Annotated in this window: 1 protein-coding gene; it reads left to right on the forward strand. The window is 27.7% G+C overall.

Annotated features, from left to right (window positions below):
* On the forward strand, nucleotides 1-363 hold a 363-nt coding region (locus QMD61_11630), incomplete at its 5' end, for a hypothetical protein (GenBank protein ID MDI6725284.1).
* Nucleotides 364-766 lie beyond the last annotated feature (403 nt).

Raw genomic sequence — 766 nt, forward strand, 5'->3', positions numbered from 1 at the left:
AAAGAGAAAATAACACGTTATGATGAAGAAAAAAAGATAGGATATACTCTGGAAAATATAACTCTTTTTTTAAATCCAGTTATTTTAAGTCAGAATGGAACAGTATATCGACTGGAAAAGTGTGGGAATAAAAAGGAACGAGAGATCGTAAAAAGGCCATTTAATATAATCATAGATGCTGAATATTCAATAAAAGCATCATTAAACCCATTAACAAAAAAAATATCATTAAAAGAACTTGAAGGACCATTTGAATTCACCGGATCCAGTGCTTATGGAGTTTCACATGAAATGGAACATCTAAAAGGAAGTGAAATAAGCGGAGAGTCATTCTTTGAATTTGAATATGAACTGGATGATTAATGAAATTTTTGTATGAATTTAAAATAATTTTCACCCATAATGGATTATTTAGAGCAAATACAGCAATAATTTGTTTATTAATGAAATAACTGTTAATAAATAATCTTAATTTCTATACACACTATGTATTATAATTAAATACGAAAATTATTTATAGAACCTCTAACCCACTGATAAACTACAAAAGGATAGAGTTAAGGAAATTATATTTCCAAAATTTCGAAAATACATGATTTTCGAAGCAGGAGGAAAATAATTTTCCCCATAGCAAATCAAAACTACAAAAAATGCATAGCATTTTTCAAGATTTGGAGGCCCGAAAATAAGCTTTCGAGGGCCATAAAAATAAAAAAATTTTCGAGGTTGAGGAAAATTTTATTTTTCCGAACCATAATTAAAAAAA

Origin of the sequence: Methanobacterium sp. (assembly GCA_030017655.1) — an archaeon.
In the GTDB taxonomy this organism is placed as follows: Archaea; Methanobacteriota; Methanobacteria; order Methanobacteriales; family Methanobacteriaceae; genus Methanobacterium_D.